This window comes from Pseudoflavonifractor sp. (assembly GCF_050943825.1).
In the GTDB taxonomy this organism is placed as follows: domain Bacteria; phylum Bacillota; class Clostridia; order Oscillospirales; family Oscillospiraceae; genus Pseudoflavonifractor.
This window is the reverse complement of sequence record NZ_JBMNPX010000010.1, coordinates 59,453-80,015: the sequence shown is the minus strand read 5'-3', so window position 1 is coordinate 80,015 and position 20,563 is coordinate 59,453. Positions and strand designations below refer to the sequence as shown.

Sequence of the window (20,563 nt, the reverse complement as noted above, 5' to 3'; positions counted from 1 at the left end):
TTCATAATTTAGCAATGATAAATGAATCCGCTGCCGTTATAATATGGACAGTAAAACAAATCCCAAACCAAACCGACATTTCTGTTTTGAGGAGGAATTTTATATGTTAGAAGATCTGGGCAAGGACCTGGCCAACATCGCCATGGCAGGCGTGGGCGCCGTCGCCATCCTGACCGAAAAGGCCGTTGAGGTGGGCAAGGTGTGCGCCGAAAAGGGCGCCGAGACCCTGGAGAAGGGCAAGGCTGCCAGCGAAGAGCTGCGCCGCAAGGGCGAGCAGGTAGCCGCGGAGCGCCGTGAGAAGGCCCGCCAGGAGTATCTGGAAAGCCTGGACGCCGCCGGCCGTGAGGAACTGCGCCGCAAGCTGGCTGAGCTGGACGCCAAGGAGGCCGCCGAGCAGGCTGCTGCTGAGGCCGCTGCCGCTGAGGCTGCCGAGGCCGCCGAAAGCACCGTGGAGGACAACGTCATCGACTTCGGCGGTGAGCGCAAGGACGACGGTCAGGGCGAGTAAGTCCGGCCGGACAATCCCATACGCACAACAGGAGGGCTGCCCCGCTGTGGGCAGCCCTCCTTATATTTTCTCTAAACCATCTGGAAATCGGAAAACACACACTGGAGAACGGTGAAGCCGTCCACCGCCATCTCCGCCCGGAGCAAGGCGTGGGTGGTGGAATCAAACCAGACGGTGGTCTCGGTACCGGTGCCCGGCTGGGCCTCCGGCGCACGGTAGCACACCCGCAGGGCGTCCTGCTCCCCCAGCTGCTCGGCGCAGCTCTCGGCGATGAACCCCTCCCGCACCTGTTTGAGCAGGGCGGGCACCGCATCCACCGGTGAAAGCCCCTCCTCCGACAGCGGTCCGGTCTCCAGCCGGACGCCGTCGTACTCCAGGGCGGTGTCCTCGTCCCCAATCCTTACGGTGATGCCCGCCACCTCCTCGGGTGCGGTCAGGGTGAGGGTGGTCCCCGCCGTCTGGTCCCAGGCCAGGGCCATGCCGTAGGTATAGACCCGCTCGCCGTAGTCCGCCGTGACCTCCATCCCGGCGGACAGAGCCGTCATGCCGATGTACTCCGTGCGAATCTCCAGCGCCAGCTCCTCCGCTCCCTGCCCCGCTCCGCTGTCCCGGCCACAGCCGGCCAACAGCACAAGGGCCAGGATTATCATCTGTGCACCGATTGCCCTCCGGCGCACAAGCCTCTCCTCCCTGTCCGATTACTTCGTCAGCTCCCGCATCACCCGGGGCAGCATGCGGATGATGTCCGTGGGGGTCATGCTGTACTCCCCCATGGCCTCGGCACACAGGTCTCCCGCCCGGCCGTGAATCCACACCGCCAGCGGCGCCGCTTCACGGGGCGTGAAGCCCTGGCCCAGCAGGGACACCAGAATACCGGAGAGCACATCCCCGCTGCCCCCCTTGGCCATGCCCGGGTTGCCGGTGGTGTTGATGTAGGCCGTCCCGTCGGGGAAGGCGGTGATGGTCCGGTGCCCCTTCAGCACCAGGCAGCAGCTGTGTGCCACCGCAAAGTCCCGTGCCACAGCCAGCCGGTCCTCCCCAGGCAGGGCCCCCGTCAGCCGGGCAAACTCCCCGTCGTGAGGGGTGAGAATGGTGCAGGCCCCACGGTCATCCAGTACATCCATATGCCCCACCAGCGCATTTATGCCGTCGGCGTCCAGCACCACCGGCAGGCTGGTCTCGGTCAGGACGCTGCGCACTACAGCCCCCACCGTATTGGAATTCCCCAGGCCGGGGCCCAGCAGACACACCCCCTGGCCGTTCAGCTTCTCCAGCAGAGGAATGGTGGCCCCCAGCTCCAGCCTGCCGTCCTTGCCCGCGGGCAGCGGATGGGGCATGGCCTCGTCCAGCTTGGCGGCCGCCACAGGCCACACAGGGGCGGGCACGCCCACCGTCACCAGGCCCGCGCCGGTGCGCACCGCCGCCTGGGCCGCCAGCACCGGCGCGCCCGACAGCCCCACGCTGCCGCCCAGGATGTACACCCGGCCGAAGTCGCCCTTATGGGCGTCACGGGGCCGGACAGGCAGGGACACCCTGCTCCGGTCCACGCTGGTCACCGGGTAGGACTCCCGCCGGACCAGGTCATCGGGGATGCCGATGTCCACCACCTCCAGCGCCCCGCAGCACAGACCACCCTTGCCCACAAAATGTCCGGCCTTGGGCAGTGTAAAGGTAACTGTCTTTGCAGCGTTTACCGCCGTGCCCAGCACCCTGCCCGTGTCCGCCTCCACGCCGCTGGCGATGTCCACCGACACCACCGGCACGCCGCAGGTGTTCATCATCTGCACCGCCGTCACCGCGTCGCCCCGCAGAGCCGTGTTCAGGCCGATGCCGAAGAGGGCGTCCACCATCACGTCGGCCTCCAGGCTCCAGGCCGCAAACTGGGGGTCAGAATCTGTAAAGTCCTCCAGCTTTCCGCCCGATTGCTCCAGCCGGCGCTCCATCTCCCGGCAGTCGGCGCTCATCTTCTCCCGCTTGCCCACCAGGACGCAGCGTACCTCCCAGCCCATCTCCAGCAGGAAGCGGGCGGCAGCCACGCCGTCGCCGCCGTTGTTGCCGGGGCCGCAGAACAGCACCGCACGGCCATCCGTCTTGCCTCCGGCCAGCTCGCTGACCCCGCGGGCCACCGCGCAGGCCGCCGCCTCCATCAGCTGTACCGAGGGTATCCCCCGCTCCTCTATGGCTGTCCGGTCCATCTCCCGCATCTGTGCCGCTGTGGCGATATTCATTGCGGATCACGCTCCTCTTTCTCTCTTTCCCGGCCCTCAGGCCCTAATAGGCCTATATTATATGGCACCCCGCACGTTCCGTCAATCGTCACGGCGCTTCTTTGCCCATTCGCCCCAAATGGCCCAAATTCATCTTGCAATTTTTCCGCTATTGTGGTATATTTGGCGGTAACGAAACGCGAGGAACAGGAAAATAGCGCGGAAACTTCGGAACAGAGAATGGCGGTCACCGGCTGAAAGCCGCCTGCGGAGCACGCGCTTGGTTCGCCTGGGAGCGGCCGCGGGGAAAGACGCGGACGGTTTGCCATCCGTTACAGCGGCATCAAGTGCGTGCGCGTCTGCGCGCGAATGCGGGTGGTACCGCGGAAGGTTTGCCTTTCGTCCCAAGCAATTGGGAGGAAAGGCTTTTTTGTTATGCAAAAGCATAACAAAAAAGGCTCTGTGCCGCCTCCGGCGGCACGACCATGGAATCAAAGCGCATGGGCCGGAACGGCCCATATGCGCATAAACTCCATGCGCCGCTGGCCTTTGCCTATTTCCGCAGTGTGCTTTTGGCGCATGAAGTTTGCTGCGCAGACATGGACGCCTGGCTTGTAAAGTGAGGGCGGTCGGCTTGCCGGCCGTCCAGAAAAAGGAGTTGCAGCTATGAAGGAAAAACTGGAACAGATCCGTGCCGAGGCCCTGGCGGCCCTGGCCGGTGCCAAGGACGCCCAGGAGCTGGACGGCCTGCGGGTCAAGTACCTGGGTAAGAAGGGTGAGCTCACCGCCGTTCTGAAGATGATGGGCTCCCTGTCCGCCGAGGAGCGGCCCGTCATGGGTCAGCTGGCCAACGAGGTCCGTGAGGCCCTCACCGAGGCCCTCTCCCAGCGGCAGAAGGCCATCGAGGAGGCCGCCCTCAACCAGCGGCTGGAGGCTGAGAAGCTGGACGTGACCATCCCCGGCAAGCGGCCTGAACTGGGCCACAAGCACCCCATGTCCATCGCTCTGGACGAGCTGAAGGAGATCTTCATCGGCATGGGCTTCCAGGTGGCCGAGGGCCCCGAGATTGAGCTGGCCGAGTACAACTTCACCAAGCTCAACACCGAAGAGGGCCACCCCGCCCGTGAGTGGGGCGACACCTTCTATATCAAGGAGGACTCCTCCCTGCTGCTGCGCACCCAGACCTCTCCCATGCAGGTCCGGGTCATGGAGAACCAGAAGCCCCCCATCCGCATCATCGCCCCCGGCCGTGTGTACCGCAAGGACGAGGTGGACGCCACCCACTCCCCCATGTTCCATCAGGTGGAGGGCCTGGTCATCGACAAGGGCGTCACCATGGCCGACCTGAAGGGCACCCTCAACGCCTTCGTGGAGGCCCTCTACGGCAAGGGCACCAAGACCCGTTTCCGTCCCCACCACTTCCCCTTCACCGAGCCCTCCTGCGAGGTGGACGTCCAGTGCCACGCCTGCGGCGGCAAGGGCTGCCGGGTGTGCAAGGGCGAGGGCTGGATTGAGCTGCTGGGCGCCGGCATGGTCCACCCCAAGGTGCTGGAGGGCTGCGGCATCGACACCGATGTGTACTCCGGCTTCGCTTTCGGCATCGGCGTGGAGCGTATGGCCATGCGCCGCTTCTCCATCACCGACCTGCGGCTCATCTTCGAGAACGACATGCGCTTCCTCAGCCAGTTCTGAGCCATACCTTTGAAATACACCGCGTCCCCCGGTCCCCGGGCGGACGGAAAGGACGAGAATAGAGAATGGATCTTTCGAGAAAATGGCTGACGGAGTTCGTGGACGTATCCGTCGGCGACAAGGAATACTGCGACGCCATGACCCTCTCCGGCTCCAAGGTGGAGGGCGTGACCGTGGAGGGTCAGGAGATTAAGAACGTGGTGGTGGGCAAGGTGCTGTCCATGGAGCGCCACCCCAACTCCGACCACATGTGGATCTGCCAGGTGGACGTGGGCGGCGAGACCGTCCAGATCGTCACCGGCGCCCAGAACGTGTCCGTGGGCGACCTGGTGCCTGTGGCCAAGGACGACTCCTGGCTGCCCGGCGGCGTGCACATCACCGCCGGCAAGCTGCGGGGCGAGGTCTCCAACGGTATGCTGTGCTCCTACAAGGAGCTGGGCATGACCGACCACGACTGGCCCCACAGCGTGGTGGACGGCATCTTCATCCTCCAGAGCGACCCCGACCTGGCCGCCAAGAACCCCCAGCCCGGCGACGACATCCCCACCCTGCTGGGCCTGAACGACCACATCGTGGAGTTCGAGATCACCCCCAACAGGCCCGACTGCCTGAGCGTCATCGGCCTGGCCCGTGAGACCGCCGCCACCTTCGACAAGCCCCTCTCCCTCCACACCCCCGAGGTCAAGGGCACCGACGGCACCAGCATCGCCGAGCTGCTGGACGTGGAGATTGAGGACCCGGAGCTGTGCCCCCGGTACACCGCCCGCATGGTGCGCAACGTGAAGATCGCCCCCTCCCCCCTGTGGATGCGGGAGCGGCTGCGTGCCTCCGGCGTGCGCCCCATCAACAACATCGTGGACATCACCAACTACGTCATGCTGGAGTACGGCCAGCCCATGCACGCCTTCGACTTCTCCTGCGTGGACGGCGGCAAGATTGTGGTCCGCACCGCCCGTGAGGGCGAGGTCATCCAGACCCTGGACGGCAACGACCGCAAGCTGACCACCTCCATGCTGTGCATCTGCGACGAGCACAAGCCCGTGGGCGTGGCCGGCGTTATGGGCGGCGCCAACTCCGAGATTGTGGGCGACACCGCCATGGTGGTGTTTGAGTCCGCCAACTTCAACGGCGTGTCCATCCGCCGCACCGCCACCGCCCTGGGCATGCGCACCGACGCCTCCGCCCGGTACGAGAAGGGCCTGGACCCCATGAACACCTACAAGGGCGTTCAGCGGGCCTGCGAGCTGGTGGAGCTGCTGGGCTGCGGCGAGGTCATTGACGGCGTCATCGACGTCATCGCCGCCGACCAGAACCCCCGCACCGTCAAGCTGGAGCCTGAGAAGATCAACGGCCTGCTGGGCACCGATATCTCCGAGGAGGAGATGCGCGCCATGCTCAAGCGGCTGGACTTCACCCTGGACGGCGACACCATCATTGTCCCCTCCTGGCGCAGCGACGTGGAGCACTACTCCGACATCGCCGAGGAGGTGGCCCGTCTCCACGGCTACGACAAGATTCCCGTCACTCTGATGAAGGGCGAGACCACTCAGGGCGGCTACACCGAGAAGCAGAAGGCCGAGCGGAAGCTGGGCACCCTGTGCCGCGGCTTCGGCTTCAGCGAGATCATCACCTACTCCTTCATCTCCCCCTCCTACTACGACAAAATCCGGCTGCCCGCCGACTCCCCCAAGCGCAAGTCCGTGACCATCCTCAACCCCCTGGGCGAGGACACCAGCGTCATGCGTACCACTGCTCTTCCCTCCATGCTGGAAACCCTGGCCCGCAACTTCAGCTACCGCAACAAGAGCGCCAAGCTGTACGAGCTGGCCACCGTCTACACCCCCGTGGAGGGCCAGGACCTGGCCGACGAGCAGCAGATGCTCTCCCTGGGCGCCTACGGCGACGGTATGGACTTCTTCACCTTCAAGGGCGCGGTGGAGGCCATTCTGGCGGCCATGAACGTGAAGAACGTGACCTTTGAGGCCCGCAGCGACATCGGCGCCTTCCACCCCGGCCGCTGCGCCGAGGTGAAGGCCAACGGCGTGATGCTGGGCGTGTTCGGCCAGCTCCACCCCCTCACCGCTCAGAACTACGGCATGGACTGCGACGTGTTCGCCGCCCAGCTCCACTTTGCCGACATGATGGCCCAGCGGGCGCCCGAGGCCCGGTACGAGCCTCTCCCCCGCTTCCCCAGCGTGACCCGCGACATCGCCGTGGTGTGCGACGCTGCCATCACCGTGGCCCAGCTTGAGGAGTGCATCTTCAAGGGCGCCAAGGGCCTGCTGAAGGAGGTCGAGCTCTTCGACATCTACACCGGCTCCCCCATCCCCGCCGGCAAGAAGAGCGTGGCCTTCAACCTGGTCCTCCGGGCTGACGACCGCTCCCTCACCGCCGCCGAGGCGGACGAGGACGTCAAGAGCGTCCTGGCCCTCCTGGAGAGCGAGCTGGGCGCTGTCCTGCGCTGACTTTCCCGCCCTACCGGTAAGGATTAAATCTTTTATTAATTTTCCCCAACTCCTCTTTACACCTCAAGGGATTTCGGGTAAAATAGAAAACAGTTACAGGCCGACATGGCCTTGGGAGGTGTGCCCGATTATGGAGATAGACTATACAAGAAAATTCAGTCTCAACTATGACAAGGACCAGGAGATTAAGGATATTCTCACGTCTGTCTACAACTCTCTTCAGGAGAAGGGTTACAACCCCATCAATCAGATTGTAGGTTACATTCTCTCTGAAGACCCCACTTATATCACCAATTACAACAACGCCCGCGCGTTGATCCGCCGTCTCGACCGGGACGAGCTGCTCCAGGAACTGGTGAAAAAGTATCTGGCAGACTGATGGTTTGTGTCAAAAAAGCGGAAGGCCCATGGCCTTCCGCTTTTCTTTTTGATTTCTCTCTTGAATCCCAACACAATGAGTGATATTATATGTTAATAATAATACATTTTCTTCCCTGTATATAACCGGGAGGTGTTTGCATGACCATTCTTTCTGGAAACGCCAGAGGCATTCATATTGATATGAAGCGCATTCGTCAGGATCTGACGGAGGAATACCGCGCCCCCGGCGCCTACTGTCAGGATTACGACAGCTTTCGGCGGATTTTCCGCTTCGTGGAGCGGGGGCTCCAGCGCAGCGGCTCCAGTGCCTACATCATCCTCCTGACCCTCACCGACAGGAATGGAGATTTTATCCCCCTGGAGGATCGGGAACGGTATATGGATGTGCTGCGCCGGATCATCCAGCGCTCTGTGCGGACGGGGGATGTATTCACCCAGTACAGCAGCTGTCAGTTCCTGCTTATGGTACTGGATGCCTCCCGGGAAAATGCCCTTCAGATTGGCCAGCGGATTCAGGAGGAGTTCCAGGCCCTCACCCCTGAAGGACCGGCCATCTGTCTGGAGCACGATATCTCCCCCCTCCGCCCGGTTGGCGAGGAGGATGAAGAGGCCTGAGTTCTCTCTGTCTCTCTATTACTTTATGACGTCTCTCAGGACTGTATTGACGGGCAGATAACACAAACAATTGAAAGCGCCCCCGGGATGCGATGCATCCCGGGGGCGCTTTTGTCATACCTGATATGATGACGCTGACGGCCTGACACCCGCAGGCGGGCACCGACAATCAGGGTCTGTCCGGAGCCCTGCTCCGTTTATGCTGCCGGAACATAGGGGTCCTCCGGCGGCTGAGAACTGCTGGGCGTTGGGCTGGGTGTGGGCGTCACGCCGCCCCCCTCCCCGCTGTCCGGCGGTGTGGTCTCACCGGGGTCCGTAGGCTCCCAGGGGTCTGTTCCGGGAGGCGTGCCCCCGGGCGTGGGCCAGGTGCTGTTGTCCTCAATGTCAAAGCCGGGCCACTGCTCCTGGGTGGGCCAGGTGTCCGGGTTGAGGAAGTCAAAGCTCTCCGGGTCATAGGGCTCCGGCTCTGTTGTCTCCACAAAAGGCCAGGTGCTCTCATCCTCCGGATTGAAGCCGGGCCACTGGGCCTGGGTGGGCCAGGTGGTCTTGTCGTCAATGTTGAAGGTGGCCGGGTCATAGGGCAGCACCTCATTGTGGACGGTACAGTAGGCCGCCGAACCCGCCTGGATCAGATAGTCCTTGGTAAAGATATCGTCGGCGATGCTGTAATTGCTGCCCACACGCTCCCGGACAAAATCCAGCACCGACACGGTGGCCTTGCTGGACTCAGGGCAGTTCTCCCCGGCGATGTGGTACATGCCAGTGGGATTGCCGCTGCTGTTGAGGAAGGGATCGTCCAGACACACGGTCACCAGTCCGCCCTCGGGGAAGGGGGTGGTATTGTGGACGGTGCAGTACTCGGTGGGCGCGTCGCCTGCGAAGTAGTACTCCTTCACGGTCTGAAGGCCGCGGGGGTCCATGGCGCAGGCGTCGGTGGCAATCATGCCGCTCTCGGTACAGATGGTCACCTCAGTCAGTCCGTCCGGCTTGGGGAAGTCCTTGTTCTCCAGTCCGGCGTGGACCTGGCTCATGACCTTGGTCCACATCTGAGCCGCCGGGTTGCCCTTGGAGGTGATGCGCTCCTGCTGGTCGTAGCCGCACCAGACGGCGGCGGTGTAGTAGGGCGTGTAGCCCACGAACCAGCGGTCCCGGTTGGAGTTGGTGGAACCGGTCTTGCCGGCCACGGTCATGTTGTCCAGAACGGCCTCGTAGCCGGTGGCGATGTTGCCGCTTACCCGCTGGGTGCTCACCACGTCCTCCAGCATGGAGTTGATATACCAGGCGGTGGTGTCCTTCACGGCGGTGACGGGCACACGGTCCTCATTGGTATCCAGCAGGACGTTGCCCTTGGAGTCCAGCACCCGGTAGTAGGTGCGGCTGTCCAGATAGGTGCCGCCCCGGGGGAACACGGAGTAGGCGGTGGCCATCTCACGGACGGACACGCCGTTGGTCAGGCCGCCCATGGACAGAGGCGCCAGGGCCACGTCGGTCAGGGTCCGGTCGCCCACCTGCTTCTGGTACACCAGGCCGTCGTCGCTGTTGGTAAAGCCCAGCTTGGTGGTCAGGAAGTCAAAGGAGACCTGGGGTGTCAGCATGGCCAGGGTCTTGATGGCCACGGTGTTGGAGGAGATCTTGACGGCGTCCCGGACGGTCATGCGGCCCAGGTAGCTGCCGTAGGAGTTGCTGGGGTAGGGGCTGCCCCCCTCCAGCTGATAGGGACTGTCGTCAAACACAGTGCCCGGGGTGATGAGGCCCATGTCAATGGCAGGGGCGTACACCGACAGGGGCTTGAAGGCAGAGCCGGGGGCCCGCTTACTGTCGGTGGCGCGGCTCCAGATACGGCTGCCCTCCTTCTCTCCCATGCCGCCGGACAGGGCCACAATGTTGCCGTCCGGGTCCACGATGACGATAGCGGACTGGAGCTGCTGGCCGGAGGAGGAGATGTAGGGCAGATTGTCCATGTCCTGATAGACCGAATCCACGATGTTCTGGATGTCCATGTCCAGACAGGTCTCAATAGTCAGGCCGCCGTAGTAGATCATGTTCAGCGCGGTGGTCTCGGAGTAGTCGTACTTCTCCATCAGGTCGGCCACCACGTCGTCAATCACCTGGTCCTCATACCAGGTGTAGGCGGTCTCGTCCCGCTCCTCGTCCTCGCCCCGGACAAAGTTCAGTCCGGCGTCCAGCTCGGCCTTGGCCTGGTCGTACTCCTCCTGGGAGATCATCTCCAGCTCCAGCATTCGGCTGATGACCAGGTTGGCGCGCTTGGTGTTGTTCTCCCGGTTGATATAGGGGTTGTAGAGTGAGGGGTTGTTGGTGATGCTGATGAGACTGGCGCACTCGGCCAGGGAGAGCTGGGACACGTCCTTGCCGAAGTAGGTATAGGCCGCGGTATAGACGCCGTTGCAGCGCTCGCCCAGGTAGATATAGTTGAGATACGCCTCCAGAATCTGGTCCTTGGAGTACTTCTTCTCAAACTCCAGTGCGCGGAAAATCTCCAGAATCTTCCGCTGCACCGTGACCTCCTTGTCGGTGGTCAGGTTCTTGATGAGCTGCTGGGTGATGGTGGAGCCGCCCTGGATGTCGCCGCCGGTGAACATGAGCAGCACGCCCTTGGCTGTGCGGATCCAGTCCACGCCGTGGTGCTCCCGGAAGCGGTGGTCCTCAATGGCGATGGTGGCGTTGATCAGGTTCTCAGGAATGTCCTCATACTCCACCCAGACGCGGTTGCCGTCGGAGCCGTAGATGGTGCGCAGCTCCTGAAGGTTGCCGCTGCTGTCGGTGTAATACATGGTGCTGGAGAGAGACATATCTACAATAAAGTCGCCCAGATTCAGGTCGGTCTGGGGCATGATCACCTGCTGAATATAGACCGCCGCAAAGCAGGCCAGAAATGCACAGGTGGTGATGCCCACCAGGAGCAGCGTGCCCACGACCTTGCCGATGGTGGCAAAGACACGGCCCACCGTACTGCCCCGTTTTCTGCGTTTTCTGCGCCGCGGCGCTGGGGTCTGACCCGGACTTCCGCCCCGGGTCTCGTTGGTATTGGCCAAAATAACACCTCCGTAAGCTATGGTGCTCTATACAATTCGTTGCACTTTCCAGTCTCCATGCGCCAATGGTTACACCCCACCAGCATAAAAGGTATTATAAACATAAATTGCCTTCTTGTCCACCCTAATGATTTACAATTCCTGCCCGTTGTAAACGCCGGATAAAATTTGGCTCGTCCCTCTCTTGCATTTTTTCTGCATTCAGGTTACAATACCAATGTAAACATCGGAAAGGAAACGGTGCAGACTATGAGCGAAGAGTACGGCCCGGATTTTATCACCGTCACGGACGAGGACGGCAACGAGTTTGAGCTGGAGCATCTGGACACCCTGGAGTACAACGGCGAGACCTACATGGCCTTCTTCCCCACCGTCGAGGACGGCAAGGATGTGGAGGATGTGGATCTGGACGAGGAGTACGGCCTCATCATCATGAAGGTTGTGGAGGAGAACGGCGAGGAGCAGCTCTCCACCCTGGACAGCGATGAGGAGCTGGAGCTGGTGTACCAGCAGTTTATGGAGCAGCTGTTTGCGGACGAGGAGGAGGACCAGTAAGGTCTTTCTTTTCCCCTCCCTGCTCGGTGCGTGATGGGCTTTATTTAAACCCACATTTCTGAAACGGGATGCCCCACTCATGGTGCGGATCGCAGGCCTCCCGACTCCCGAGGTCGGAAGTTGGAAGCGGAGAAACATCATGGAGGCAACCCACCTGCCATTTCGTGCAGGTTTTAAATGGGTCCACACGGCCAGAGCGGGGAGCTATAAGACGTCAGAACCGCCTGCCGGCGCAATGCCGGCAGGCGGTTTTTTCTTACATATGGAACCTGCGCCGGACCTCTTCCCGCAGGGAGGGCACCCGGCGGACAATCACCAGGGGAATCACCAGTGCCACGCACACCGTCACCACCACCAGGGACCAGCCGGGCTGCCATGTACCGGTGAGGAAGTGGTCCACAAACAGTTCCACCCCCAGCAGGAACAGCCCAATGGCGCCGATGATGAGGGTGGTGGTGGTGAGGATGGACCGCTTTCCGCCCCGGAAAATCAGCGCCAGGCACAGCAGAATCGCGCCGCCCAGCAGGATGATGGGCAGCGCCAGATGCCAGTACCAGTCGCTGCCGTTCAGGTCCACCGAGATAAGGAACACATACAGGGCAATGGCCAGCACGTCAAATCCCAGCCGCAGGCAGATGTGCATCCGCCGCAGCAGCAGCGGCGGCACAAACCAGATCCACAGCATCACCGCCGCGCCGATGATGTACAGCGACCAGCCCCGGTCCGGCCGCAGGAACAGATTCAGCACCCCGCAGCACACCGACACCGACAGCAGCATGGCGCTGATGAGCAGAGAGAGCTCCCACCGGGACACCGGCGGCACCTCCCCCTTCTCCGTGGGAAAGGGCTTGGGTCCCCACATGTCCACCGGCTTGTTGGGGTTGAGCACCGGCGTGTGGCACAGCGGACAGGCCTGGGCCGTGTCGTCCAGCTCCACACCGCAGTTGACGCAGTATGACATTTCCTCTCACCTCTGAGACAGCCCGCAGGCCGTCAGTTTGTTCGATTGCTCTCCACCCGCACCGGTATTCCCTCTTTGACCAGGTGGGTGAAGAACCGCCGCTCCGTCTCGCTGGACACCCCTGTGCCCGCGAAGGTCACCTCCATCACATTCCCGTAGCTCATGGAGGCGCAGTGGGGCGACGGCCGGGTGGCCTGGCCCAGAATGACCTCCATCCGCTGGATGTGGGGCGCCATCTCGGGCGGCACCTTGAACTGGCCCGGGTTGGTGTAGGTGGCCGAGTAGGGCCGGGCCGCCAGCAGCCGGTAGGACAGGGACATGACCGGGTTCTTCAGCACCACGGGGATAATCTGGAGGAACCGGTTGGTGGTGAAGCGCACGTTGCCCGTGAACACCGCCCGCATCTCCTGCCGGTTGATGCTCAGCCGCATGAAGTGGTGCACCCGGTCCACAATCTCCTGAAAGCTGTACTCCCCCAGAGACGGGTCGATGCAGGGCCGCACCGTAAGGATGAAATTCCGCAGGGTTTTGGACGGGAACCAGCCCCGCAGGTTGATGGGGATGGCCAGTGCCACCGGACGGGGCCGGTGGGGCTTCTCCGCCGCCTGGTTCTCCATGATGGCCTGCATCAGCACCGCCGCCAGATACTCGGTGATGGACGCGCCGTGGCGTTTGGCCACCTCCTTGAGCTTATCCACCGGCATGAAGCCCATGGTCACGTTCAGGGTGTAAAAGGGTTCCGCTTCACTGGTGTTGGGATAGGCCTTCTTCTGCCAGCCGCCACGGAGCACCCTGCTTCCCACATAGCAGGAATAGGCGTCCTCCATCTCCTCCCTGGGCGGAGGCTCGCTGATATCCAGCACGCCGCCGCCCTCGGGCACATCCACCCCCGTCTCCCGCAGGTACACCGCCAGCAGGGTGCGGAAAAAGGTCAGCGCGCCGCTGCCGTCCGACAGGGCGTGGAACACCTCCAGTGAGATGCGCCGCCGGTAGTAGTAAAACCGCACCAGCCAGCCGTTGTCCTCCTTGAACCGCACCGGCTGGCAGGGGTTGGCGATATCCGGCCGGACAAAGGGGCCCGGGGCGTCGTTGGGCTCCAGGTAGTACCAGAACAGTCCCTGCTTGATCCGCACCCGGAAGCCGGGAAACCGGGGCATGGTCTTGTCCACCGCCCGCTGGAGGGCCGCAGGGTCCACTTCCTCCGTCATCACCGCCGAAAACCGGTAGATGGCCGAGTACTTCTCCTTCTGGATGGAGGCGTAGAGCACGCCCGCATTGTCCAGCGGATACCAGTCCGGCTTTTCCTTCTTCTGTCTGGGCATCGTCTTCCCTCTTCTCCCGGCCCGATGAGGGCCGTTTCAGCATCCAACATTGTAACATGCTCCGCCCAAAACTACAACCCGCCCGGCCGCCGCAAATTCTCCCTCTTTTCTTTTCCCGCCGGGCATAGTATGATATAATCTATCCTCAACGTCACCTGATGCCCCGTCTGCGGGCATTTTCCCCCTATCTTTCCAAGGAGGTTCCCATGGAACACAAACCCGAAAAACGCCGGATGAAGCTCATCCGTCCCATCGCCCGCAGGGAGACCGCCGAGGACCGGCGGCTGGCCCCCATGATGCGGGCCCTCAAGGCCATCCACTCCGCCACCCTGCCCGAGTCCATGGCGCCGGAGGATCTGGAGCGGCAGCGTGCCGCCCAGCAGCTGCTGGGCCGTCTGGCAGCCCCCATGCTGGGCATGAAGTGGGAGTCCTTCTGCCTGGAGGGCATGAACGCCGCCTGGGTCCGGCCCGAGCGGGGCCACGACCGGCGCCGGGCCGTGCTCTACTGCCACGGCGGCGGCTACACCACCGGCAATCTGGGCTACTCCCGCCCCCTGGCCGCCAAGCTGGCCAGCGTCACCGGCTGGGAGGTGCTGGCCTTTGAGTACCGCCTGGCCCCCGAGCACCCCTTCCCCGCCGCTGCCGACGACGCCATGAAGGCCTGGGACTACCTGATGTACCAGGGCTACGGCGCACGGGACATTGTAGTGGCCGGCGACTCCGCCGGAGGCAACATGGCCCTGGTGCTCTGCCACCGGCTCAAGGCCATGGGCCGCAGGCTGCCCGCCCGGCTCATCCTCATGTCCCCCTGGACCGACATGACCGCCAGCGGCAAGTCCTACACCGAGCGGGCCGCCCTGGACCCCACCATCACCCTGGAGTACATCAAGGCCGTCCGGGCCGCCTACGCCAGGGATCACGATCTGACCAACCCCCTCCTCTCCCCCCTCTTCGGGGACTTTACCGGCTTCCCGCCCACCCTGATTCAGGCCGGCAGCAACGAGCTGCTCCTCTCCGACTCCATCCGCCTCCGGGACCGGATGAACGCCGCCCAGGTGCCTTGCCGCCTGGAGGTTTGGAACGACATGTGGCATGTGTTCCAGATGTTCCCCACCCGCAAGGCCAATCTGGCCATGGAGAGCATCGGCCGCTTCCTGCTGGAACAGTTTTAAACCAAACAGCAAAGCAGCCTTCCGTACCTGGTACGGAGGGCTGCTTTTTCTTTTCTTTATTCAAACTGAGTACGGTGTCCGCCCATCACCAGAGACAGGATGATGCCGATGGCGGCGCCCACCACCGCCGGAATCACCCAGCCCAGCCCCATGGACGCCAGGGGCGCTTTGATCAGCAGCTCAGCCACCCCAGCGGGCAGCAGGGACGCGCCCCGCAGGGCGGAGAGCACGCTGGACACGCCGGTGAAGAGAATGGTGACGGGGTACACATACCGCAGGCCCTCCAGCCACTTCTGGCAGAAGGACAGGAGAATAAGCACAATGGCCACCGGATAGATGGCGTTGAGCACGGGCACTGACACCTTGAGAATCATGTTCAGGCCCGCGTTGGACACCGCCATGCTCACCACGGCGAAGAACACCGCCCACCACCGGTAGGAGATTTTGGGGAACAGCCCGCAGAAGTACTCGCTGCAGCAGCTGATAAGGCCCACGCAGGTGTTGAAGCAGGCGATGACAAACACCGCCGCCAGAATGGCGCTGCCCCAGGGGCCGAACACGGCGGGCACCATCTTGGTGAGAATCTCCGCGCCGTTGGCCGCGCCCGGGAAGGCGCTGCTGGCCATGGCTCCGATGTGGGCCAGCATGGCGTAAATCACCAGCAGCATGGCCCCTGCAATCCAGCCCGCCCGGATGGTGCCCCGCACCACCCGCTTCTCGCTCTCCACCCCCCTGGCCTTGATATTCAGGGCGATGATGATACCGAAATTCAGGGCGGCGATGGTGTCCATGGTCTGGTAGCCGTCCAGGAAGCCCTGGACAGCCTGGTTTCCGGTGTAATTCCCGGCAGGGGCGGCGTAGCCGCCCACCGGCCTGACCAGGCAGCCCACAAAGAGCACCACAATCAGGGCGATGAGGATGGGACAGAGCACCTTGCCCAGCCGGTCGGTGAGCCGCTCGGGCTGCAGCGCCAGCGCCAGCGCGGCGGCAAAGAACAGTACGGAGTAAATCAGCTGGAGCAGCCCGACAGGAGCGTTCTCCCCCAGGAAGGGGGTGACCGCCATCTCAAAGGAGGTGCTGGCTGTTCTGGGAATGGCCAGGCAGGGGCCGATGGACAGGTAAATCAAAAAGGTGAACACCGCCGCAAACCGGGCGCTCACCCGGCCCGCCAGCTTATCCAGCCCGCCGGAGCGGGCCACCGCCACCACGCCCAGAATGGGAAAGCCCACCGCCGACACCGCCAGACCCGCAAAGGCAATCCAGGTGGCCGTGCCCGCCTGGGCGCCTGTAAAGGGCGGGAATATCAGGTTCCCCGCGCCAAAAAACATGGAGAACAGAGTGAACCCAACCAGCAGCAGTTCCTTCCCCTTCAGCTCCTTCATACACGACCTCCCGTTTCCCGCCGGCAGCACCTGCGCCGGCTTCCTTTTCCTGGTTTGGAGAAAAAAACAGCGGCGCCGTCACCGGCGCCGCTGTTTTTCATCAGAGTACATCAGCCCTGAGCGATGGCGCCCACGGGGCAGGTATCAGCGCAGGTACCGCAGTCGATGCAGGTATCAGCGTCGATGACATAGTGCTCGTCACCCTGGGAGATAGCGGACACGGGGCAGGCGCCCTCGCAGGAACCGCAGCTCACGCAGTCATTACCGATAACATAGGCCATTGGAAACACCTCCAATTCAAGTGTGATTTCATTGTACCACAAGTTTTTCAAATTGCAATGCTAAATTGTGCGGAAGGCGGGTATATTTCCCTGTGGGCGGAAAAAATATAGGGACCATTGGAAGTCAGGAGGGCTGTTAGATGGAAAAAATTCCTAATTCTCTCTTTCACATGGAGACGGCGGGCAGTCTGGCCCCCGACCTGGAGGGCGCGCCCGTCAGCGCCCGGCACCAAAACAGAGGAGCTGCAAAGGAGCATTCACACATTGAAAAAGAACAGGCAGACAAGGCGGTCCAGCCCCACTCCGGCAACGGAAGGGCGTGAGGCCGTGAGTGGAACCAGATTTACACAGCGGGCCCGGACGGCCCTGATGCTGGCTCAGAACTGTGCCGCCGAGCTGGGCCACGGCTATGTGGGCAGCGAGCACCTGCTGCTGGGCCTGGCCCGGGAGGAGCAGGGCATGGCCGCCCGGGTGCTGCGCACCGCCGGCCTCTCCTCTGAGACCATCCGCACCGCCATCGCCGGCATGGTGGGGGTGGGCGCGCCGGGCGGCCAGCCCTCCCAGGGGCTCACCCCCAGGTGCAAGAAAATCATCGAGCTGGCGCTGGCCCAGTCCGCCCGGCTGGGCTGCTCCTATGTGGGCACCGAGCACCTGCTGCTGGGTATCCTCCAGGAGGGGGACGGGGTGGCCGCACGGGTCATTGCCGACAGCGGCGTGGATGCCCGCAGGCTGTACGGCGACGTGATGAGCGCCCTGGGCGGCGACGGTGCCTCCTTCTACCGCAGCCCGGGCCGCCCCCGTCAGGAGCGTGATTTCACCGAGGGAAGCCGGGATACCAAGCTGGTTGACCAGTTCTCCAAGGACCTGACCCGTCTGGCCGCAGGTCACCTGCTGGACCCGGTGGTGGGGCGGGACAAGGAAATCCGCCGGGTCATCCAGATTCTCTCCCGGCGCACCAAGAACAACCCCGCCCTCATCGGTGAGCCCGGCGTGGGCAAGACCGCCATCGCAGAGGGTCTGGCCCTGCGCATCGCCGCCGGAGAGGTGCCCGACGAGCTGCGCACCAAGCGGCTGCTGTCCCTGGACCTGTCCTCCATGGTGGCGGGCACCAAGTACCGGGGCGAATTTGAGGAGCGGGTGAAGAATATTCTCTCAGAGGTCCGCCGGGCGGGCAACATCATCCTCTTCATCGACGAGCTCCACACCATCGTGGGCGCCGGGTCGGCGGAGGGCGCCATCGACGCGGCCAACATCATCAAGCCCGCTCTGGGCCGGGGAGACCTCCAGGTCATCGGCGCCACCACCCTGGACGAGTACCGCAAATATATCGAAAAAGACGCGGCACTGGAGCGCCGGTTCCAGCCGGTGACCGTGGCCGAGCCCGACCACCAGACCGCCTCCGCCATCCTCCGGGGCGTCCGGGACCGGTACGAGGCACACCACAAGCTGACCATCAGCGACGACGCCATCGAGGCGGCGGTGGCCCTGTCCGCCCGGTATATCGGCGACCGCCGCCTGCCCGACAAGGCCATCGACCTGATGGATGAGGCCGCCTCCCGGGTGCGCATGGAGCGGCTGGCCACACCCCCCGCCCTGCGCCAGCTGGAGGAGCGGGCGGAGCGGGCCTGCCAGGAGAAGGAGGAGGCCATCCGGGGCCAGGACTTTGAGAAGGCCGCCATGCTCCGGGACGCGGAGGCCGACTTCCGCAAGGAGCTGGATCTGAAAAAGGCCGCCCTGCGGGCCGGACAGCGGGGCGGCTGTGTGTCCGCCGAGGATGTGGCGGCGGTGGTGGCCGAGTGGACGGGGGTGCCCGTCACCACCCTGACCCAGGAGGAGTCCCAGCGGCTCATGGGCCTGGAGGAGGAGCTCCACCGGCAGGTGGTGGGCCAGGAGGATGCGGTAAAGGCGGTGGCACGGGCGGTGCGCCGAGGCCGTGTGGGTCTGAAGGAGCCCGGCCGCCCCACCGGCGTATTTCTCTTCCTGGGCCCCACCGGCGTGGGCAAGACCGAGCTGTGCAAGGCCCTGGCCGCCGCCCTCTTCGGCAGCGCCGACGCCCTGCTCCGGTTCGACATGTCCGAGTATATGGAGCGGCACACCGTGTCCCGGCTGGTGGGCGCGCCGCCGGGCTATGTGGGCCACGAGGAGGGCGGCCAGCTCACCGAGAAGGTACGCCGCCGTCCCTACTCCCTGGTGCTCTTCGACGAGATTGAGAAGGCCCACCAGGATATCTGGGGCATCCTGCTCCAGATTATGGAGGACGGCGTGCTCACCGACGCCCAGGGCCGCAGGACAGACTTCCGCAACACGGTGGTGGTCATGACCAGCAACGTGGGCGCGGCCCGGATTACGGGAAAGGGCGGCCGTCTGGGCTTCCGCCCCGCCGCCGCCGGGGAGACCCGGCCGCCGGAGGAGCTGCGGGGCGCCGTACTGGAGGACCTGAAAAAAGTGTTCCGACCCGAGTTTCTCAACCGGGTGGACGAGACCATTGTGTTCCGCCAGCTGAGCCGGGAGGAAATCCGCGCCATTGCCGGACGGATGCTCCGGGATGTGGCCGAGCGGATGGAGACGCTGGGGGTATCCCTCCGGGTCACCGACCGGGCCCTGGACCTGCTCTCCCGGCAGGGCTTTGAGCCCGACTACGGCGCCCGGCCCCTTCGCCGCACCATCCGCGCCCAGGTGGAGGATCCAGCCGCCGAGCTGCTGCTCACGGGCGCTCTGGTCAAAGGGAGCACGGCGGTGGTGGACACGGACGGAGACACCCTCACCGTCAGCCCCGAGAACACCGCCGTGCCCACCGTCCCCGAGGCATAACACAACAAAGGAGTTTTTGACATGAAACGGTTCTTTTCTCTCATGCTTCTCCCCATCCTGCTGCTCGCCGGCTGTTCCTCTGCGCCGGAGTCCCAGCTCACCGCCCAGGAGCGGACCGAGCTCTACCGCTCCGCCATCCAGGACGCCCGGGACCAGGACGCCAACGACGCATTCCCCATCATCACCTCGGCCGATGACGACACGGCCTCCTTTCTGCTGGAGTTGATGGGCCTGTCCGCCGAGGACATGAGCGCCTTTGCCATCTCCGCCTCCGCCATGAACGTCAAAGCCTACGGCATTGCCGCCGTCTACCCCGCCGAGGGGAAGGACGAGGAGGTAAAGGATGCTCTGGAGGGGTTTGTGGACCGGCAGAAGCAGAGTTTTGAGCAGTATCTGGCCGACCAGTACGACATCGCCAACAACGCCCGGCTTGAAACCCTGGAGGACGGCACCATCCTGCTGGTCATGTGCGAGGGGCAGGACCAGGTATTCACCGCCATCCGCTCCGCCATCGAGGCGGGCGCCAAGGGCTGATCGCCGGCGGGGCGACAGAACGGGGCAAAAAAAGAATTGACATTTTTTTCACATCTGCTAAAATTGTATTGCTAACAGTTGGCGTGAAAACCATCTGTGAGGCTCCCGCTGCGGAGCCTCTCTTATTTGCAAAGGACTGCTGTTTTATGGATGTCCCCTTCAGTATCGCCCTGCTGAAATCCTACCACGCGCAGAACAATGTCTTTCGTCCCATGATTGCCGAACTGGGTTTGTCCGTGGGCCAGCCCAAGATTCTCGGCTTCCTCACCCGCCACGACGGCTGCATGCAGAAGGACCTGGCCGCCATGTGCGACATCGAGCCCGCCACCATCTCCCGCCTGCTGGACAAGATGGAGGCCGACGGCCTTATCTCCCGCCAGGCAGTGGCGGGCAACAAGCGGGCCACCGCCATCTCCCTCACCCCCAGCGGCTATGCCCGCCATGAGCAGGCCACCGAGCTGCGGGCCCGGATGGAGGCCATAGAGCTGGCCGGCTTCTCCGAGGAGGAAAAGGCCCAGTTCTACCAGTTCCTGGTCCGGCTCTACAAGAACCTGACCGGCGGTGCCAGCGTGGAGGACCCCTGAGCCCCTCAAGACAGACAAACGGAGCCCTGTGCATTTGATG

18 protein-coding genes and 1 other RNA gene are annotated in these 20,563 nt (G+C 63.5%); 12 read left to right on the top strand and 7 right to left on the bottom strand.

Annotated features, from left to right (window positions below; all coding sequences use genetic code 11):
• Window positions 1-103: 103 nt before the first annotated feature.
• Window positions 104-508 carry a hypothetical protein gene (locus ACOX7T_RS09735; RefSeq protein WP_433442228.1) on the top strand — a complete coding sequence of 135 codons (405 nt, stop codon included), beginning with the start codon at window positions 104-106 and terminating at the stop codon, window positions 506-508.
• 71 nt (window positions 509-579) lie between these two features.
• Here ACOX7T_RS09735 and ACOX7T_RS09730 read toward each other — a convergent pair whose 3' ends face one another.
• Both ACOX7T_RS09730 and ACOX7T_RS09725 read right to left on the bottom strand, forming a co-directional pair.
• Window positions 580-1,185, bottom strand: coding sequence for a hypothetical protein (locus tag ACOX7T_RS09730; RefSeq protein WP_433442226.1), 606 nt, complete (start codon window positions 1,183-1,185; stop codon window positions 580-582).
• Between the two features lie 21 nt (window positions 1,186-1,206).
• A complete protein-coding gene (locus tag ACOX7T_RS09725) occupies window positions 1,207-2,736 on the bottom strand; it encodes an NAD(P)H-hydrate dehydratase (protein WP_433442224.1) in 1,530 nt (509 codons plus the stop codon).
• A gap of 645 nt (window positions 2,737-3,381) precedes the next feature.
• On the opposite strand from ACOX7T_RS09725, the gene pheS reads away from it, so the two are divergent.
• The 4 genes from pheS to ACOX7T_RS09705 all read left to right on the top strand — a co-directional run bounded on the left by pheS (window position 3,382) and on the right by ACOX7T_RS09705 (window position 7,868).
• Complete coding sequence (gene pheS / locus ACOX7T_RS09720) at window positions 3,382-4,407, top strand: phenylalanine--tRNA ligase subunit alpha (RefSeq protein WP_433442222.1); 1,026 nt, start codon at window positions 3,382-3,384, stop codon at window positions 4,405-4,407.
• A 65-nt stretch (window positions 4,408-4,472) separates the two neighbouring features.
• On the top strand, window positions 4,473-6,872 hold the full coding sequence (gene pheT / locus ACOX7T_RS09715) for a phenylalanine--tRNA ligase subunit beta (protein ID WP_433442220.1): 2,400 nt from the start codon (window positions 4,473-4,475) through the stop codon (window positions 6,870-6,872).
• Window positions 6,873-7,002: 130 nt separating this feature from the next.
• Window positions 7,003-7,251 (top strand): IreB family regulatory phosphoprotein, encoded by a 249-nt coding sequence (locus ACOX7T_RS09710; protein ID WP_294552590.1) that lies wholly within the window; start codon window positions 7,003-7,005, stop codon window positions 7,249-7,251.
• 140 nt (window positions 7,252-7,391) lie between these two features.
• The gene (locus tag ACOX7T_RS09705) at window positions 7,392-7,868 is read left to right on the top strand and encodes a hypothetical protein (RefSeq protein ID WP_433442218.1); all 477 of its coding nucleotides are present in this window, start codon (window positions 7,392-7,394) and stop codon (window positions 7,866-7,868) included.
• Between the two features lie 197 nt (window positions 7,869-8,065).
• Here ACOX7T_RS09705 and ACOX7T_RS09700 read toward each other — a convergent pair whose 3' ends face one another.
• On the bottom strand, window positions 8,066-10,921 hold the full coding sequence (locus ACOX7T_RS09700) for a transglycosylase domain-containing protein (protein ID WP_433442216.1): 2,856 nt from the start codon (window positions 10,919-10,921) through the stop codon (window positions 8,066-8,068).
• Window positions 10,922-11,170: 249 nt separating this feature from the next.
• Between ACOX7T_RS09700 and ACOX7T_RS09695 the strand changes: the two genes are divergently transcribed.
• Together ACOX7T_RS09695 and ssrS are read left to right on the top strand one after the other, a co-directional pair.
• Window positions 11,171-11,476 carry a DUF1292 domain-containing protein gene (locus ACOX7T_RS09695; protein WP_148318185.1) on the top strand — a complete coding sequence of 102 codons (306 nt, stop codon included), beginning with the start codon at window positions 11,171-11,173 and terminating at the stop codon, window positions 11,474-11,476.
• 13 nt (window positions 11,477-11,489) lie between these two features.
• Window positions 11,490-11,683: non-coding RNA, 6S RNA (gene ssrS / locus ACOX7T_RS09690), on the top strand.
• Window positions 11,684-11,732: 49 nt separating this feature from the next.
• On the opposite strand, the gene ACOX7T_RS09685 is transcribed toward ssrS, so the two are convergent.
• Together ACOX7T_RS09685 and ACOX7T_RS09680 are read right to left on the bottom strand one after the other, a co-directional pair.
• On the bottom strand, window positions 11,733-12,437 hold the full coding sequence (locus ACOX7T_RS09685; protein WP_433442214.1) for a DUF6320 domain-containing protein: 705 nt from the start codon (window positions 12,435-12,437) through the stop codon (window positions 11,733-11,735).
• A 32-nt stretch (window positions 12,438-12,469) separates the two neighbouring features.
• The gene (locus tag ACOX7T_RS09680; protein WP_433442213.1) at window positions 12,470-13,759 is read right to left on the bottom strand and encodes a hypothetical protein; all 1,290 of its coding nucleotides are present in this window, start codon (window positions 13,757-13,759) and stop codon (window positions 12,470-12,472) included.
• A gap of 206 nt (window positions 13,760-13,965) precedes the next feature.
• Between ACOX7T_RS09680 and ACOX7T_RS09675 the strand changes: the two genes are divergently transcribed.
• The gene (locus ACOX7T_RS09675) at window positions 13,966-14,931 is read left to right on the top strand and encodes an alpha/beta hydrolase (protein WP_433442211.1); all 966 of its coding nucleotides are present in this window, start codon (window positions 13,966-13,968) and stop codon (window positions 14,929-14,931) included.
• Between the two features lie 56 nt (window positions 14,932-14,987).
• Here the strand turns inward: ACOX7T_RS09675 and brnQ are convergent, their stop codons facing one another.
• Both brnQ and ACOX7T_RS09665 read right to left on the bottom strand, forming a co-directional pair.
• A complete protein-coding gene (gene brnQ / locus ACOX7T_RS09670) occupies window positions 14,988-16,313 on the bottom strand; it encodes a branched-chain amino acid transport system II carrier protein (protein ID WP_433442209.1) in 1,326 nt (441 codons plus the stop codon).
• Window positions 16,314-16,423: 110 nt separating this feature from the next.
• Window positions 16,424-16,594 carry a DUF362 domain-containing protein gene (locus ACOX7T_RS09665; protein WP_433442207.1) on the bottom strand — a complete coding sequence of 57 codons (171 nt, stop codon included), beginning with the start codon at window positions 16,592-16,594 and terminating at the stop codon, window positions 16,424-16,426.
• A 140-nt stretch (window positions 16,595-16,734) separates the two neighbouring features.
• On the opposite strand from ACOX7T_RS09665, the gene ACOX7T_RS09660 reads away from it, so the two are divergent.
• The 4 genes from ACOX7T_RS09660 to ACOX7T_RS09645 all read left to right on the top strand — a co-directional run bounded on the left by ACOX7T_RS09660 (window position 16,735) and on the right by ACOX7T_RS09645 (window position 20,523).
• A complete protein-coding gene (locus tag ACOX7T_RS09660; protein WP_433442205.1) occupies window positions 16,735-16,917 on the top strand; it encodes a hypothetical protein in 183 nt (60 codons plus the stop codon).
• 4 nt (window positions 16,918-16,921) lie between these two features.
• Window positions 16,922-19,405: an ATP-dependent Clp protease ATP-binding subunit gene (locus ACOX7T_RS09655; protein WP_433442203.1), complete on the top strand. Its 2,484-nt coding sequence runs from the start codon at window positions 16,922-16,924 to the stop codon at window positions 19,403-19,405.
• A 21-nt stretch (window positions 19,406-19,426) separates the two neighbouring features.
• Complete coding sequence (locus ACOX7T_RS09650; protein WP_433442201.1) at window positions 19,427-19,939, top strand: DUF4358 domain-containing protein; 513 nt, start codon at window positions 19,427-19,429, stop codon at window positions 19,937-19,939.
• A 146-nt stretch (window positions 19,940-20,085) separates the two neighbouring features.
• Entirely contained in the window at window positions 20,086-20,523 is a 438-nt protein-coding gene (locus ACOX7T_RS09645; RefSeq protein ID WP_433442199.1) for a MarR family winged helix-turn-helix transcriptional regulator, read from the top strand.
• The last annotated feature ends 40 nt before the right edge of the window (window positions 20,524-20,563 follow it).

Coding starts and splice junctions, on each gene's coding strand:
- ACOX7T_RS09675 (WP_433442211.1), top strand. CDS start 13,966: ATGGAACACAAACCCGAAAAACGCCGGATGAAGCTCATCCGTCCCATC.
- ACOX7T_RS09660 (WP_433442205.1), top strand. CDS start 16,735: ATGGAAAAAATTCCTAATTCTCTCTTTCACATGGAGACGGCGGGCAGT.
- ACOX7T_RS09705 (WP_433442218.1), top strand. CDS start 7,392: ATGACCATTCTTTCTGGAAACGCCAGAGGCATTCATATTGATATGAAG.
- ACOX7T_RS09710 (WP_294552590.1), top strand. CDS start 7,003: ATGGAGATAGACTATACAAGAAAATTCAGTCTCAACTATGACAAGGAC.
- ACOX7T_RS09645 (WP_433442199.1), top strand. CDS start 20,086: ATGGATGTCCCCTTCAGTATCGCCCTGCTGAAATCCTACCACGCGCAG.
- ACOX7T_RS09695 (WP_148318185.1), top strand. CDS start 11,171: ATGAGCGAAGAGTACGGCCCGGATTTTATCACCGTCACGGACGAGGAC.
- ACOX7T_RS09735 (WP_433442228.1), top strand. CDS start 104: ATGTTAGAAGATCTGGGCAAGGACCTGGCCAACATCGCCATGGCAGGC.
- ACOX7T_RS09650 (WP_433442201.1), top strand. CDS start 19,427: ATGAAACGGTTCTTTTCTCTCATGCTTCTCCCCATCCTGCTGCTCGCC.
- ACOX7T_RS09685 (WP_433442214.1), bottom strand. CDS start 12,437: ATGTCATACTGCGTCAACTGCGGTGTGGAGCTGGACGACACGGCCCAG.
- ACOX7T_RS09665 (WP_433442207.1), bottom strand. CDS start 16,594: ATGGCCTATGTTATCGGTAATGACTGCGTGAGCTGCGGTTCCTGCGAG.
- ACOX7T_RS09725 (WP_433442224.1), bottom strand. CDS start 2,736: ATGAATATCGCCACAGCGGCACAGATGCGGGAGATGGACCGGACAGCC.
- brnQ (WP_433442209.1), bottom strand. CDS start 16,313: ATGAAGGAGCTGAAGGGGAAGGAACTGCTGCTGGTTGGGTTCACTCTG.
- pheT (WP_433442220.1), top strand. CDS start 4,473: ATGGATCTTTCGAGAAAATGGCTGACGGAGTTCGTGGACGTATCCGTC.
- ACOX7T_RS09680 (WP_433442213.1), bottom strand. CDS start 13,759: ATGCCCAGACAGAAGAAGGAAAAGCCGGACTGGTATCCGCTGGACAAT.
- pheS (WP_433442222.1), top strand. CDS start 3,382: ATGAAGGAAAAACTGGAACAGATCCGTGCCGAGGCCCTGGCGGCCCTG.